The 15,732-nt window shown below is 29.3% G+C and carries 16 protein-coding genes; 9 read left to right on the forward strand and 7 right to left on the reverse strand.

Annotation, left to right across the window (positions count from 1 at the left end):
* Positions 1-8: 8 nt before the first annotated feature.
* Positions 9-1,271 (reverse strand): diaminopimelate decarboxylase, encoded by a 1,263-nt coding sequence (gene lysA / locus KQI42_RS11110; protein ID WP_216519772.1) that lies wholly within the window; start codon positions 1,269-1,271, stop codon positions 9-11.
* 447 nt (positions 1,272-1,718) lie between these two features.
* Here lysA and KQI42_RS11115 point away from each other — a divergent pair, with 447 nt between their 5' ends.
* Positions 1,719-1,949: an alpha/beta-type small acid-soluble spore protein gene (locus KQI42_RS11115; protein WP_216519774.1), complete on the forward strand. Its 231-nt coding sequence runs from the start codon at positions 1,719-1,721 to the stop codon at positions 1,947-1,949.
* A 43-nt stretch (positions 1,950-1,992) separates the two neighbouring features.
* On the opposite strand, the gene KQI42_RS11120 is transcribed toward KQI42_RS11115, so the two are convergent.
* Both KQI42_RS11120 and KQI42_RS11125 read right to left on the reverse strand, forming a co-directional pair.
* Positions 1,993-2,499, reverse strand: a complete 507-nt coding sequence (locus KQI42_RS11120) for a ferritin (RefSeq protein ID WP_216519776.1) — start codon at positions 2,497-2,499, stop codon at positions 1,993-1,995.
* Between the two features lie 290 nt (positions 2,500-2,789).
* A complete protein-coding gene (locus KQI42_RS11125) occupies positions 2,790-3,515 on the reverse strand; it encodes a L,D-transpeptidase family protein (RefSeq protein WP_216519778.1) in 726 nt (241 codons plus the stop codon).
* A gap of 121 nt (positions 3,516-3,636) precedes the next feature.
* Between KQI42_RS11125 and KQI42_RS11130 the strand changes: the two genes are divergently transcribed.
* Complete coding sequence (locus KQI42_RS11130; protein ID WP_246566404.1) at positions 3,637-4,143, forward strand: flavin reductase family protein; 507 nt, start codon at positions 3,637-3,639, stop codon at positions 4,141-4,143.
* Positions 4,144-4,414: 271 nt separating this feature from the next.
* Here the strand turns inward: KQI42_RS11130 and KQI42_RS11135 are convergent, their stop codons facing one another.
* The 3 genes from KQI42_RS11135 to KQI42_RS11145 form a co-directional block, all read right to left on the reverse strand.
* Positions 4,415-4,993 carry a DUF4230 domain-containing protein gene (locus KQI42_RS11135; RefSeq protein WP_216519780.1) on the reverse strand — a complete coding sequence of 193 codons (579 nt, stop codon included), beginning with the start codon at positions 4,991-4,993 and terminating at the stop codon, positions 4,415-4,417.
* 79 nt (positions 4,994-5,072) lie between these two features.
* A complete protein-coding gene (locus tag KQI42_RS11140) occupies positions 5,073-5,357 on the reverse strand; it encodes a hypothetical protein (protein ID WP_216519783.1) in 285 nt (94 codons plus the stop codon).
* Positions 5,358-5,566: 209 nt separating this feature from the next.
* On the reverse strand, positions 5,567-6,823 hold the full coding sequence (locus KQI42_RS11145) for a dicarboxylate/amino acid:cation symporter (RefSeq protein ID WP_216519785.1): 1,257 nt from the start codon (positions 6,821-6,823) through the stop codon (positions 5,567-5,569).
* A 215-nt stretch (positions 6,824-7,038) separates the two neighbouring features.
* Here KQI42_RS11145 and KQI42_RS11150 point away from each other — a divergent pair, with 215 nt between their 5' ends.
* Complete coding sequence (locus KQI42_RS11150) at positions 7,039-7,719, forward strand: Crp/Fnr family transcriptional regulator (protein ID WP_216519787.1); 681 nt, start codon at positions 7,039-7,041, stop codon at positions 7,717-7,719.
* 1 nt (position 7,720) lies between these two features.
* Here the strand turns inward: KQI42_RS11150 and KQI42_RS11155 are convergent, their stop codons facing one another.
* Complete coding sequence (locus KQI42_RS11155) at positions 7,721-8,407, reverse strand: YetF domain-containing protein (protein WP_246566409.1); 687 nt, start codon at positions 8,405-8,407, stop codon at positions 7,721-7,723.
* Positions 8,408-8,613: 206 nt separating this feature from the next.
* Between KQI42_RS11155 and yedE the strand changes: the two genes are divergently transcribed.
* The 6 genes from yedE to KQI42_RS11185 all read left to right on the forward strand — a co-directional run bounded on the left by yedE (position 8,614) and on the right by KQI42_RS11185 (position 15,726).
* Positions 8,614-9,708: a YedE family putative selenium transporter gene (gene yedE / locus KQI42_RS11160; RefSeq protein WP_216519790.1), complete on the forward strand. Its 1,095-nt coding sequence runs from the start codon at positions 8,614-8,616 to the stop codon at positions 9,706-9,708.
* Positions 9,701-9,913, forward strand: a complete 213-nt coding sequence (locus KQI42_RS11165; protein ID WP_216519791.1) for a sulfurtransferase TusA family protein — start codon at positions 9,701-9,703, stop codon at positions 9,911-9,913. Before yedE ends, KQI42_RS11165 begins: the two co-directional genes overlap by 8 nt.
* 8 nt (positions 9,914-9,921) lie before the next feature.
* Positions 9,922-10,191, forward strand: a complete 270-nt coding sequence (locus KQI42_RS11170) for a putative Se/S carrier protein (protein WP_216519792.1) — start codon at positions 9,922-9,924, stop codon at positions 10,189-10,191.
* 128 nt (positions 10,192-10,319) lie between these two features.
* Positions 10,320-11,702 (forward strand): NAD(P)/FAD-dependent oxidoreductase, encoded by a 1,383-nt coding sequence (locus KQI42_RS11175; protein ID WP_216519793.1) that lies wholly within the window; start codon positions 10,320-10,322, stop codon positions 11,700-11,702.
* Between the two features lie 388 nt (positions 11,703-12,090).
* Entirely contained in the window at positions 12,091-13,896 is a 1,806-nt protein-coding gene (locus KQI42_RS11180; protein ID WP_216519794.1) for an ABC transporter ATP-binding protein, read from the forward strand.
* A gap of 12 nt (positions 13,897-13,908) precedes the next feature.
* Positions 13,909-15,726 carry an ABC transporter ATP-binding protein gene (locus KQI42_RS11185; protein ID WP_246566414.1) on the forward strand — a complete coding sequence of 606 codons (1,818 nt, stop codon included), beginning with the start codon at positions 13,909-13,911 and terminating at the stop codon, positions 15,724-15,726.
* Positions 15,727-15,732 lie beyond the last annotated feature (6 nt).

The raw sequence follows: 15,732 nt of genomic DNA on the forward strand, positions 1-15,732 counted from the left end.
CCCTATTTTTATACTTCATTTCTAAGTATATCATCATAGGTTTCTCTTTTCACTATTATTCTATCTACTCCATCTTTTATCATAACTACTGCTGGCTTAGGTATTTTATTATAGTTGCTAGCCATAGAATAATTATATGCACCTGTCGATAATACAGCTAATATATCTCCCGATTGTATTTTAGGCACTTTTAAATCCCAAATTAAAATATCTCCAGTTTCACAACATTTTCCGGCTATAGTTACTAATTCCGTTGGTTTTTCATCTACTTTATTTGCTATAATTGCCTCATACTTTGCATTATATAAACTTGGTCTTGGATTATCAGGCATACCACCATCAATCCCAACGTAAGTTCTTATATTAGGTATTTCTTTTACTGAATTTATATTATAAAGAGTTATCCCAGCTTCTCCTACTATCCATCTTCCTGGTTCAATAATGATTTTAGGCATATTTAATTTGAATTTACTACATGTAGAAATAATTTTTTCCATTATAGGTTCTGTAAAAAAAGCTATAGGTTTTCTATTTTCACTGTCAGCATACTTAATTCCAAATCCACCACCAACGTTAAGTTCCTTAGTTTCAAAATCAAACTTTTCTTTTGCTTCTCTCATAACATTTATACCAATTTCTATGGCTTCTAAATGGGTATTATTTTTATGAAGCTGAGAGCCTACATGAAAATGGAAACCTAAAAGATTGATGTTAGATGAATTTATAGCCTTTTCTATAGCCTCATATATCCTATCTTCTCCTAAAGGAACTCCAAACTTTGAATCTACTTGTCCAGTTTGTATATACTTATGAGTATCAATGCTTACTCCTGGTGTAATTCTATAAAGAATATTAATAACTTTGTCGTATTTTTTAGCCAATTCATTTAATTGATGCAGTTCATCTAAATTATCTACAACAATCCTTCCAACTTCATTGATTATGGCCATTTCTAATTCTTCATAAGTTTTACTGTTGCCATGAAAAATTATTTTATCCATAGGAAAATCAGCTTTAATAGCTGTATATAATTCTCCACCAGAAACTACATCTATTCCTATTCCTTCTCTATTAACTATCCTTGCCATTTCTTTTGTTAAAAATGCTTTGCTAGCATATACTGCCCATACATTATCATATTTTTCTATAAAATCTTCTTTGATTTCAGCAATCCTATCTACAATGTAATCTTCAGATACAACATATAACGGTGTATCATATTTTTTTACTAATTCTACTGTATCACATTGTGCAAATATATAGTTCGACATAGTGATCTCACCCTTTCACATAAAATAAAACTTTATCTAAATTTATTATTATCTTATCTAAAAACTTAAAATTCTTAGTATTTAAGATAAATTAATATGTTAATAATAAATATACAAGCAACAATCATGCCATAAATTTTTTATGTGATTTACATAATTTGAAAAAAAAAAGAAAATAGTTTTTCCTATTTTCCGTACTAATCATATTTAATTATCTATAACAATTGAAAATATCTTATTTCGTAATTTCGAACTTTTTTCCGTTTTTCCGTAATAATAGTATTTATTTAATTCAATTTTCTTGTAAAGAATTTTGATATTAATGGATATTTTAGTAGTAATGGGCAATGGTACATAATTTTACATGGTTTATAATCTGTACTTCTACACATAATACTACTACACAACCTTATAAATACAAATTTAACTTTGAAAGGAGATAAAAAAATGACTACAAATAACAATAATAGTGGAAGTAACAGAATATTAGTACCTGCAGCACGACAAGCACTTAATCAAATGAAATTAGAAACTGCTTCCGAATTAGGTATGGCAAATTATGATTCAATGGATAAAGGAAATCTACCATCAAGACAAAATGGATATGTTGGTGGAAACATGACTAAAAAATTAGTTCAAATGGCTCAACAAAGCATGGGAGGAACTACTACTAGATAAGGTAGTCCCAAATAAAAAAGATAGGTCAAATGACCTATCTTTTTTATTCTTGTACTGGTGGTAAAGTCCTTGTGCTTAGTTCCTTATCAAGCATATAAATACCTGCATAATTTTCACCAATTCTCTTTAATGAAGTTATTATAGTCTTCATGCTACTTTCTTCTTCTAATTGTTCAGCAATAAACCATTGTAAAAAGTTAATTGTTGCATAACAATTTTCTTCTTTAGCTATAGACATTAAATTATTGATTTTACTTGTCACTAATTTTTCATGATGTAGAGCTTGCTCAAATACATCTATTAATGATTTATAATCATTATTTGGTTCCTCAATAGCTTGCATTTTAACTCTTCCATCCATTTCATTAATAAAATGGAAAAACTTCATAGCATGTTGATACTCTTCTTGCCCTTGAACTATAAAAAAGTTCTCAAAACCTTCTAAATCTTCACTAGCACAATATGCAGCCATTGCCATATAATAATGACCTGATAATAACTCAAAATTAAATTGATTATTTAACTCTTGTAACAATTTTTCTGATGCCATATTTTCCCTCCTAAATATAATATTATTTATATTTATATCCGACATAATATACAGTCAAACTACTAATCACTCTTTTTTAAATATACCCATTATAAATATTTCTAATCATAACCGACATTTATTTGAATTTAACTGATAATTCCTTTACACAGCATCCCTTAGCTCTCATATAAAATTTCCAATATATAAAATGAATTTTAGATTTAAATTTAATTTCTTCTCTATAAAAAATATTTCCTCGTTGTATCTCAAACTTCTTTTTAACCATATATAACATCTCCTACTAATTATTAATCCATTAGTATTATACCAAGTTTTTCGTAAATTTCATATCCTATTGTATCAGATAAAATCATATTATTATCCTTTAAATATTTTAATAAAGAATATTTCATACCTTCTCCATAAATTCCATCAATAGACCCATTATAATACCCTTTTTGAAGAAGTCTTTTTTGAACCTCCGCTACATCAGCACCTCTGTCACCAGGCCTCAAATTCCTGAAACCATTACCAAAAGGTCCGTATGATCCATTTATTATTACTACGGTAGTATCATGTTTAACCATACTGTATACTTCTTCTACATCTTTGTTTCTCATTCTTATACAGCCTGCTGAAGCATTATATCCAATGGAACCTGGTTTATTGGTACCATGAATTCCATATTTACCCCAAGGTACATTTAGACCCATCCATCTAGATCCAAATCCTTCTCCCCAATGACCTTTTTCTACGATTTTAAAACTACCTAAAGGAGTAGGTGTGTCTGGTTTTCCAGTAGCAACAGGATAAGTCTTTATTATTTTTTCATTTTCTTTATCAACTACATGAAGTTGCTTTTTATCAACTTCAATTAATATGGCCACATTAGTGCCTTTATTTTTAGAATAAGTATCTTTATTTTCATAATCAATTCCTCTCTTAGTAGAAAAAATATGTATATAATTTCCTGTAATAATCAAAACAAGCACAAGAAAAAATAATAAAAAAATTACATTAGCCCGTCTATCCATTCGATTCCCTCCTTCTTCTAATATTTATATGCAGGTTAAAAATAAATAAAACTTATACAAATATTAAAAATTAATAAGATTTGATGATATAATATTATTAAAAGTTAAAGGGGGTATTAGTATGATACAAGAAATTGGCTACAATGAAAAATTGAAGGAAATGCTAGATCAAATCAATAAAGGTGCATTTTTAACAGTAACCGATGGAGAAAGAACTAATACTATGACTATTGGCTGGGGTAATGTGGGAGTTGTTTGGAGTCGACCTATGTTCATGGTAGCTGTAAGATATTCTAGATATACTTATGGAGTTTTAGAAAAGGCTAAAGATTTTACTGTTAGTATTCCTATAAAAAAGGATTTAAAGAAAGCATTAGCTTACTGTGGCTCTTATTCTGGAAGAGATGTTGACAAATTTAAAGAATGTAACTTAACTCCTAAAAAAGGAAGAAAAGTAGTTTCTCCTATAGTTTCTGATTGTGAGCTTCATTATGAGTGTAAAATAGTATACAAACAGGCTATGGAACCTGCTACTTTAGATGAAGATATAAAAAATAGATACTACGTAAATAACGACTATCATGTATTGTATTTTGGTGAAATAGTAGATTGTTATTTGACAGAATAGAGTTTAAAATCTTTTAAACAAAAGAAAGAATATAGCCTCGGCTATATTCTTTCTTCATTAACTTATTTTTTATAACCACCCAATCCCCATTGTAAGTAGAAGTTACATTCATCATATTCTACTATATCATGTTTTATTTATAATGTAAATATATTTACTTAATTAATTATGCTAGCATGTATTCAAATTATCAAAGATATATTGTAAATAAGTATTCAAATAAAAAGAGATAAGAATATAACCTAAGGTTATATTCTTATCTCTTTTTATTCTATCTAAATTTTATCTCAATATTTTCAAAACCCATTCCTTCAAGTAAAGAATCCAATATTTCCCGGGCATTTTTTTCCGCATCATTCAAAAGCCCTTTTTCTATTACTTCTTTCTCCATATTTTTCTTTTCTTCTATCAATACTTCATATAAATCTTTAAAACTTAGTTTATTAAAAACCGAATCCCGTTCATCATAAATATAGACGTCTTCTTCAACTATTACATTATCAAATACAGTAGGCTTGTCCAGAATTAGCTCGACTGTTTTTTTATCTTTTACATTTATTTCAACAGTATTTAGATCTACTCCAGCTTTTATATAACCGCTATATTTTATTAAAAAACTTTTATTAGAAAAAGGCACATTAAATCCATTTAACTGTTTGTTATCCTTATAGGCCACTACATTAGTATAATTATATTTTACTGTAGACATTTCTAGTAGTTTTAATACCTTTTCTTCGACGGTATTAGAAAGTAAACTTACATTTTTTTTAATAGAGAGCTTTGAGTATAAAAATACTCCTGATATTACAGTTACTAAAACTAGTATTAAATATCTTTTCCATTTTTTCATGCTATATCACCTCTACATTAAAAACTACTAAAAATACTATCATACTTATTTTTTTATGTAAATAATTAATTCTTTAAAACTATAAGTCCGGATTGTATGGTTGATATATACCATAAATGGCAATTTTCTCACTACTTAAAATGTTAACTATACTAGGGATTTGCTGTACATTAATATCTAACTCAACACCATTATATTTTAAAATTGCATTTTTAGCTGTATCTATGCCCAATTTGTTTAACAAATCTATAAGTCTATTTTCTACAGATGGTAAATTCATCCCACCTATTAAGAAAAAAACTTTGACTTTATCGCCAGAATAGTCTTGAGGGTTTAATCTATTTATTAACAAAATTTTGTTCATCCTAAAAACTCCCTTTGTATTTTTTGTATAATAGATTCTATAACTACTACAAAATATCTAAATTTGTTAAGTCATATGCCGCCCCCCTCAAAAATATTATACCATATACTTACTTACCCACTTTTTTTAAAAACTCACATTTATTTTATAAATAATTTTTCTACTATTATCTTTATCTATAAGAAAAGGTAGAGTAATTACCTTTCCTATTACTCTACCTTTGATTTTTGATATATTTTTTTCTTCATCCAGCCCTTTCCTTCAATTATTCTCGTTACCATCATAGATGCTACTGTATCTCCTGTAACGTTGATCATAGTTGCTGGAGGATCTACCAGGTAACCTATAGTTGCAATAATAGGAAAGGCTTCTGCTGGAAATCCGTATAAATTAACTATAAGCATTTCTCCTATTAATCCTCCACCAGGAACACCTGACATCACAACACCACTAAGTACAGAAATAATTATAGCACTGACATAAGTCCCTATTCCTTTGAAAGGCATATTAAATATTCCGAACATAAAAGATATCTTTAAAATAGCACTTAAACACGAGCCATCCATATGAGCTGTAGCCCCTATTGGCAATACAATGTCTCTTACATCTTTGGGTACTCCCATCTTTTCTGTTGCATCTAAATTAACAGGTAAAGTGGCAATACTACTTTGAGTCGCTAAAGATGTTATAGCTACTGGAAATACATTCTTAAAATAAGTCTTTACACCCTCTATTCCTCCTGCAAAATAAGAATATGAGAAAAATGCTATAAAGAAATATATAAAACAAATTGGATAATAAACTACCATAGCTCTTGCATAAGACCCTAGAAGTTCAGGCCCAAAATCCCCTATTAAAGCTGCAAAATAAGCCCCTAATCCAATTGGTGCATAGTACATTATTATTGAAACCATTTTTAGAAATACTTCCGATAAAAGATTAAGTCCTTCAGAAATTTTCTGCCCCTTCTCACCTATTAAACTAACGCATAATCCAAAAAATATAGAAAATATTATAAGAGGAAGCATGTTTTTTCTTGAAATTAACAATGGAAAATCCGTTACTGTTAGAGCTGCTACTATTTGATCTCCAGTACTTAAAGGTTTTACCTCTTCAGCTTGAGGTAAATCTATACGTACTCCTTGTGCCGGAGGAAATATGTTTACAACGACAATCATAATAATAGAAGCTATAAGCCCTGTTACTATAAATACCAATAGCATATTTCCTATAATCTTTCCTAGTCTTTTCATATCCACCATACTAGAAACTGCACTAGCAATGGTAACAAACACTAAGGGAACTACTATAGTAAACATAAGGTTTAAAAAAATATCACCAAAGGGTTTTAAAACAACTGCTTTTTCTTTCAGAATCAAACCTATAACACTTCCCAAAATTATTGAAGACAATAGTATTATAGGAAACCTATAATAATTCCATAAATTTGTTTTCTTTTTATCCATCTTTCAACCTCCTTAATTATACTCCCATTTTATATCCTAATCGCATAATTATTAGAAAATAAAATTCTTTTATTTTATTCTAGCAAATAATTATACAATTACAATATACTTTATATTATATTGTTCGAATTTATATAAAAAACTTCTAATTTAATAAATAAATTGTGTTAATATTAGATTATAGACATAGACAATTTTATGGTAAGGAGGCTCTTATGGAAAAATATTTAACTAGTTTATCTAAATGTGTGCTATTTAAAGGATTAAATAAAGAAGAAATAAAACTTTTACTAAGCTCAGTATCTTATGATATAAGCTTTTATAATAAAGGAGATGTGGTAGCTATAGAAGAAGATGAATGTAATGATTTAGGAATTATACTAAAAGGAAGTGTTGAAATTCATAAATCCTTTCCTTCTGGAAAGATAGTAACTATAAATAACTTTGATGAGGGAAATATATTTGGGGAAGCATTGGTATTCTCCGGCAGACACATATACCCCGCTACTATTATTTCTTCTAACAATACAGAAATAATGTATATTCATAAAAAGAATATTATTAATATGATGAGATTAAATGATGACGTCTTAAATAATTTTGTTTCTGTTCTTTCTAATAGAATTTTAATGCTTAATGAAAGAATTACTAATCTATCTTATGATACAGTAAGAAAAAAAATAGCCAATTTACTATTAAATGAGTATAAAAAACAGAAAAGTCTTTTTCTAACATTTCCTTATAGTAGAAAAAAGATGGCTGAGCTTTTAAATATTCCTAGACCTTCTCTTTCAAGGGAACTTGTTAATATGAAAGATGAAGGTATTATAGACTTTGATAAAAATTTAATTAAAATAGTTGATATAGATTATATTGAAAACTGTCTATTAGAATAAATTAGTTAATTTTTTTCTCAATATATAAAGTGCCATCTTCTTGAATTTCAGCAAATAATACATCCTTAAAAGAGTAGATTCCTCGTTGAGCTAATTGCTGTATTACCCAATCTTTACTTAGGTTTAATTCTTGCAGGTTTTTTTCTATTAAATATCCATCAGTAATAATTTCCATAGGTATATATTTGGGCTTATGATTTTGTATATTTAAGTCTTTTCTCATTAAATTTTGGTCGTCAGGATTCTTTAGGATGCTTATTTCTCCATTTGGCTCTAATATAGCATATTCCACTTCTTTAATAGAAAATACATTTTTACTTCTTAGTAATACCATTAAATCATCAATGTTTAACTTTAAAGAAGAAAGAGCCTTCTCAGATATTTTTCCCTTTTTAATTACTATGGTAGGTTCCCCGTCTATTATTACTCTACCTTTAGACCACTTCAAGCTTATAAAACTTATTAAAAATGTTAGTCCTATCCACCAAGCTAAATTTATCAGTTCATAAAGAAATGGTTCTCCTACTTTATCAGATATATTAGCTGCTATAGAGCCGATAGTTGTTCCTGTTATATAATTAAAATATGTAAGCTGGCTTAACTGTTTTTTCCCTAGCAGTCTTGTCAATAAGAGTAAAACCGTAAAAATTAATGTGGTTCTAATTATTGTCTGTAGGATTTTGACCAAAATTACTTTCCCCTCTCATTGCTATGATTCTTTTTAGTTTCCCTAATTTAAAACATAGTATTCATATTTTGAATTAAATTATTCTATTCTATAGAATTTATCTATGAAAACGTTTTTCTTATAAGTATTTTCTATTTTATTCCTATTTACAAATTTTATATAATTATATATGAGATTGATAAAAAAATTACAAGGGGGTTATACAAATGGGTGGTAAACGTAAAATGTTTATCTATGGAGGAATTATAGGTCTTATTGCTGCTATTCTTATGAAAATGGGCAACCCTGGTAATATGGGCATATGTGTTGCTTGCTTCTACAGAGATATTGCTGGTGCTGTAGGTCTTCATAGGGCAGAAGTTGTTCAATACATAAGACCTGAAATCATTGGATTTATTTTTGGTGCCTTTATTATTTCTATTGTTAAGAGAGATTTTAAATCTCGAGGAGGTTCTTCAACCTTAATTAGATTTTTCCTCGGTTTCTTTTTAGTTATTGGTGCATTGGTCTTTTTAGGCTGTCCTTTAAGAATGATTTTAAGGTTAGCTAATGGTGACTTAAATGCTATTATTGGACTAGTTGGATATTTAGTAGGTATCTTTATAGGAATTCAGTTCTTAAAAAAAGGATATACTCTTGGCCGTAGTATAGAACAAAATAAAATTTCAGGATACATTGTTCCCACTATGGCTGTTGTTCTTTTAATATTCTTAGTTATTAAACCTGCATTTATCTTCTTCAGTACTGAAGGTCCTGGTTCAATGAAGGCTCCTGTTATTTTATCTTTAGTTCTTGGTATGGTAGTTGGTGCTGTTCTACAAAGAAGTAGAATTTGTACTGCTGGTGGGTTTAGAGATGCTATGCTCATTAAAGATTACCATTTCTTATGGGGTATTATAGGTATTTTCATTGTGAATTTAATAGCTAATCTTATCTTAAATTTTGACAGTTTCCATATAGGATTTGCAGATCAACCTGTAGCCCATAGTAATCATTTATGGAACTTCTTAAGTATGACCTTAGCTGGTCTTTGCTCTGTTCTTTTAGGAGGCTGTCCAGTTAGACAAACCATTCTTGCTAGTGAAGGAGATACTGATGCTGGAGTTACTATTTTAGGAGTAATTGTTGGCGCTGCCTTTTCTCACAATTTCGATTTAGCTTCTAGCCCTAAAGGGGCTACTCCAAATGGCAAAATTGCTGTTATTATAGGTATAGTATTCGTCTTAATACTGGCTTATGGAATCATAAAAAATAATAATAAAATAAAAAGTCAAAATAAGGAGGTTATAAAGAATGCCTAATATATTAGATGCTAGAGGTAGATCTTGCCCTGAACCTGTTATTATGACAAAAGCTGCTATTGAATCTAATCCTAAGGGTTCTCTTCAAGTTTTAGTCGATAGCCATGTAGCTGTTGAAAATATAACTAGATTTGTTACTGGAAAAGGGTATAATGTAAATGTAGAGCAAGTTAATGAGGAGTTTACACTAAATATTAAAAAATAGGTGATTTAATGGAAGATTTTTATTGTGTAATCACATTTCACGTTACTCAACACGCACTAATATTTGAAAAAACATTGATAGACAAGGGACTTGATGTTAAACTAATGCCTGTACCAAGGCAAGTTAGTTCTAGTTGCGGCACAGCAGCTAAAGTTTCTTGCAACAAAAAATCTGAAATTATTCAACTTTGTAAAGATAAAAACATACCTGTTGATTCCTTTCATAGGGTTGAGAACCCTAAAGGAAATAATTGGTTTTTAAAACATTTAAAAAAATAAATATTTTAGTCACCTAGATAATGTTTAGGTGACTCTTTTTATTGTTAAAATAAATATAGTAGTATTTTTTCTTCAAATAGTGTATCATATACAATGGAAAAAAGGAGACTACCTAAGGAGGTAAAAGTATGAATTACGATGTAATTATTGTTGGGGCTGGCCCTTGCGGTATATTTACAGCTTTGGAACTGAAAAAAAATAGTCCCAATAAGAGTATATTAATTCTTGAAAAAGGTAACTCAATAAAAAAGAGGGTTTGCCCTAAGAGAAAAACTGGTAATTGTATAAACTGTAAACCATGTAACATAACCACAGGTTTTGCAGGAGCTGGTGCTTATTCTGATGGTAAACTATCTTTATCCCCTGATGTAGGAGGAAATTTACCAGAGTTTTTAGGCTATGAGCAAACTCAAAAACTAATTGATTATGTTGACAAAATTTATATAGACTTTGGTGCTGATAAAAAGATTTATGGCATCGATAAAGAAAAAGAAATTCATGAAATAAGAAAAAAAGCCATAAGAAGTAATTTAAAATTAGTAGAGTGTCCTATTAGACATATGGGAACAGAAGAAGGCTATGCAATATATGCTAAAATAGAAGATCATTTAGAAAATATAGGTATAGACTTAAGTTTTAGAAACCCTGTTAAAGATATTATCTTAGATGAAAATAAGCATATTAAAGGAGTAGTTGCAGATAAGGAATATTACTCCGATACTGTAGTTATGTCTGTAGGTAGAGAAGGATCTGACTGGTTAAGAAACCTTTGCTTAAAACATAATATAGATACAGAAACTGGAGATGTAGATATAGGTGTAAGAGTTGAAACAAGAAATGAAGTTATGGAAGAATTAAATGAAGCTATGTATGAAAGTAAATTAATCTATTATGCTCCAACTTTTGATGATAAGGTTAGGACTTTTTGTGCTAACCCTGGCGGTGAAGTTTCTACTGAATACTATGAGGGAAATCTAGCTGTGGTAAATGGACATAGTTATAAATCTGAAAACTTAAAATCTAATAACACTAATTTTGCTCTCTTAGTTACAAAACATTTTACTAAACCTTTTAATTCTCCAATTGAATACGGTATGCATATAGCAAAACTAGGCAATATGCTTTCTGGAAATAAAGTTTTAGTTCAAAGATATGGTGACTATAAACATGGCAGAAGAACTACCGAAGAAAGACTATATAGAAACAATATTATACCAACTTTAAAAGATGCTGTTCCAGGAGATTTAAGTCTTGTGTTGCCTCATAGAATTATGAAAAGTATTGATGATATGATTATTGCTTTGGATAATGTAGCCCCTGGTCTTGCCAGTGACGAAACTTTGTTATATGGAGTTGAGGTAAAATTCTATTCTAACAAAGTAACAATAAATAAGGACTTTAAGACTAATATTGATGGACTTTATGTAGGTGGAGATGGTGCCGGAATTACAAGAGGATTAATGCAAGCTAGCGTTAATGGTGTAGTTCTTGGAAGAATATTAAGCAAATAACTTTTACCATATTAAAATAATAATGTAAAATAGTAGTTGCATTTTATAATAATTCATATATAATAGAATTAATTGAAATATTTAGAGAAGGAGGTCGTGAAGATGATGTTAACAATAAGATTACTGATGATATTGATAATAGAATTACTACAAAACAAACAAATTTCTATAGAATCTAAAGCACGACCTAGGCTTGTCATGTAGCATTTTATCTTGATTAAAAATTGCCATAGGCGTGTTCGCCTATGGTTTTTTAATATACCAGTTAGATATGCTTTTATTCATAAGCCTTTTAAATCTAACTGTGTCATTATGAAATGAAACCATAGTTATATAGACTCTTTGTCTAATACTATGGTTTTTTTTGTTTCAAAAAGGAGGGAAAGAAGTGAAAGAATTTAAAAAACTGTTAAAATTTATGGAAGGGTACAAAATTATTTATTTATTTGGAATGATATCAATTATTATTTCCCAAATAATAACCACGGTAACCCCTCTACTCATTAGAACCACTATAGACTCTATTATCGGTGAAGAACCTATTACTTCTTCTATAATTCAGTCTGGAGTAAATTTATTAGGAGGTAAGGAGTATTTAAAAAACAATCTTTGGATTATTGGATTAACCTTAATTTTAGTTGCTTTACTTAGAGGAATATTTTTATATCTAAAAAATACTTTATCTAGTAAATCCGCAGAAAATACAACAAAAAATATAAGGGATAATCTTTATGATCATATTCAAAGGCTTCCTTATGAATATCATGTTAAATCTGAAACTGGAGAATTGATTCAAAAATGTACTTCTGATGTAGAAACCATAAAAAGATTTTTAGCAATACAACTAGTAGAAGTAGCTGGTTCTATATCTATGCTTATTTTTATATCTTATGTAATGTTTAATTTAAATGTAAAAATGGCATTAATCTCCATGGTAATTTTACCAATTACCTTTACATTTTCAGTAGTATTTTTCAACAGGGTAAAGAAAGATTTTGAGGCTTCAGACGAAGCTGAGGCTCGATTATCTACTACCTTACAAGAAAATCTGACAGGAGTTAGAGTAGTAAAAGCTTTTTCAAGACAAAAATTTGAAGTAGATAAATTTGATGAAAAGAATAGAGAGTATAGAGATTTAACCTACAAACTAATTAAAAATTTATCTACATATTGGTCTTTTTCAGATTTTTTAAGTATGTCTCAAGTAGGGTTGGTTATAACAATGGGCAGCTATTGGACTGTAAAAGGTGATATTTCTTTAGGTACATTGGTAGCCTTTACCAGCTATATAAATATGCTTATTTGGCCAATTAGACAGATGGGTAGAACTTTAACAGATATGGGGAAAGCATTCGTTTCTGTTAAAAGAATTGAAGAAATATTTAATGAACCTATTGAGATTCTTGAAGAAAATCATAAAAAGCCCAATATCAAGGGAAGTATTACTTTTGAGAATGTATATTTTGAATATGAGCAAAATAAGCCAGTATTAAAAGATGTTTCTTTTAAAGTAAAACCTGGGCAAACTATTGCTTTAATAGGACCTACGGGTTCTGGTAAAAGTTCTTTAGTCCACTTATTGCCTAGACTTTATGATTATAATAAGGGGTCTATTAAAATTGACAATATTGAACTAAAAAATATAGATAAAAAGTGGATAAGAAGAAATGTAGGTTTAGTATTACAGGAACCCTTCCTTTATGCTAAAACTATAAAAGAAAATATAAGATTGTCTGATCCTACTATGATTGATAATAAGGTATTTGAAGCTTCAAAAATTGCATCTATTCACGAAGATATTATTTCTTTTGAAAAAGGATATGAGACTTTTGTCGGTGAAAGAGGAGTATCTTTATCTGGAGGTCAGAAGCAAAGAATGGCAATCGCTAGGACCATAATAAATCAGTGTCCCATAGTAATTTTTGATGACTCTTTATCCGCTGTAGATACGGAAACAGATATTTCAATAAGAACTGCTTTAAGAAAAAGAAAAAATAAATCTACTACTATTATTATATCTCATAGAATTTCGACAGTAGCTGAAGCAGATTTAATTCTTGTTTTAGATAAAGGACGGATAATCCAAAGAGGAAACCATAATAGTTTAATAAAAGAAGAAGGTTTATATAAGAGAGTTTATGAAATTCAAAATTCCTTAGACGATTCAGACAAGGATTTACGATTAAATGCATAAGGGGTGATAATATTGGAACAAGAAAATGAAAAAAAAGAGAAACTACAGTTTAATGTTTGGAAAGACTTTTTTAAGTATTTAAAACCTTATAAAAAACAGTTTATAATTTTAATTGGCTTAATGATCATAGTTGGGGTTTTAGATTCCATATTTCCACTACTTACCAAACATGCTATTGATAACTTTGTAAATAAGAATACTACATTAGGAATAGAACGGTTTGCTTTTTTATTCTTTGGAGCTGTTATTTTATTAGCCGTTACAGTATATTTGTTTTTATCTATTGCAGGAAGAATTGAAACTCAAATGGCATATGATATTCGTAGGTTAGGCTTTGAAAAGCTTCAAGTTTTACCTTTATCCTACTATGATGAAAAAGCTGTAGGGTGGCTGATGGCCAGGATGACTTCTGATATAAATAGACTTAGTGAAACTATATCTTGGGGATTAGTGGACTTTGCCTGGGGAATAACTATGATGACAGCTGTTACTATCGCTATGTTAAGATTAAATTTTAAATTAGCTTTAATTACTTTGTCTGTAGTTCCATTCTTAGCCTTAGTAAGTGCCTATTTCCAAAAAAGAATATTAAAGGCTCAAAGAGATGTAAGAAAAATCAACTCAAAGATTACGGCTGCTTATAATGAAGATATCCAAGGTGCTAAGACTACTAAAACTTTAGTAAGAGAAGAAATAAATTTAGAAGAGTTTTCTGAACTAACTAGTAGTATGAAGGTCAGCTCCATAAGGGCCACTATACTTTCTTCATTATATCTTCCTATAGTTTTAACCTTAGGCAGCATCGGTACTGCCTTTGCTGTAAACTATGGAGGTAAAAGTGTTATGTTAGGCCTTATAAGTTATGGTACTTTAGTAGCTTTTATATCTTATACAGCTCAATTTTTTGAACCTGTTAGGCAATTAGCAGTTATATTTGCAGAAGTTCAATCTGCTCAAGCTTCTGCAGAAAGAGTTTTTTCTCTATTAAATGAAGTACCAGCCATTACAGATAGTGAAGAAGTCGTACAAAAATATGGAGATTTATTAAATCCAAAGAAAGAAGCATGGCCTAAAATTGAAGGTCATCTAGAATTTAAAAATGTTTCTTTTTCCTATAAAGATGGAGAAAAAGTTTTAGAAAACTTTAATTTAAAAGTAAATCCAGGGGAAACTATAGCCTTAGTGGGAGAAACTGGTTCAGGCAAAAGCACTATTGTGAATCTTTTCTGTAGGTTTTATGAGCCTACAGAAGGAAATGTTCTAATAGATGGGATAAACTATAAGGATATGCCTCAAAACTGGATTCATGAAAATTTAGGTTATGTTTTACAAACTCCTCATCTTTTTAGTGGAACTATTAAAGAAAATATTCAGTACGGAAATTTAAATGCTACTGAACTAGATATAATAAAAGCTAGTAAATTAGTGAATGCCCATGAATTTATTATGGAAATGGAAAAAGGATATGAAACAGAAGTTGGAGAAGGCGGAAGTTTGCTTTCTACTGGTCAAAAACAACTTATTTCCTTTGCAAGAGCCATCGTTAGAAATCCACAACTTTTTGTATTGGATGAAGCTACTTCCTCTATAGATACAGAAACAGAAAAAATTATTCAAGATGCTATAAATAAAGTATTAGATGGTAGAACTAGCTTTGTAATAGCCCATAGATTATCTACTATAAAAAATGCAGATAGAATCCTTGTAATAAAAGATGGAAAAATAATTGAAAATGGAGACCATAGAGAGTTAATTAAAAACAAAGGATATTATTATAACCTTTATACTAATCAATTTATAGAAGAACAAAGTAAATCTTTATTAGGATAAAACCTG

Source organism: Tissierella simiarum (assembly GCF_018917865.1).
In the GTDB taxonomy this organism is placed as follows: Bacteria; Bacillota; Clostridia; order Tissierellales; family Tissierellaceae; genus Tissierella_C; species Tissierella_C simiarum.